Source organism: Neisseria sp. P0009.S007, assembly GCF_051962515.1.
Map to the genome: position 1 here is coordinate 1 of NZ_JBQCVF010001339.1, position 230 is coordinate 230.

Here is a 230-nt window from a genome sequence, read left to right on the forward strand (position 1 = left end):
GGTCAGTCCCGTATTATCGACGGTAAAGCCGTCCGCCGGATTTGCCTGCTGCGGCTGCTCGGTAGCGCGTGAAGACGTTTCGTTCTGCTCCGCCATGCTGCCGAGTTTGACTTTCACATTGATTTTCTCGCCTTTGCGCCATACTTCCAGCGAAACTTCCTTACCCGGCAGCATCGAGCCGACCATGACCGGCAAATCGCTGGACACGCGCACTTCTTCGCCGTTGACGC

Annotated in this window: 1 pseudogene; it reads right to left on the reverse strand. The window is 57.8% G+C overall.

The features are described 5' to 3' along the window. Positions 1 to 230: pseudogene (locus ACTHS3_RS18855) on the reverse strand (protease Do); the annotation flags it as partial.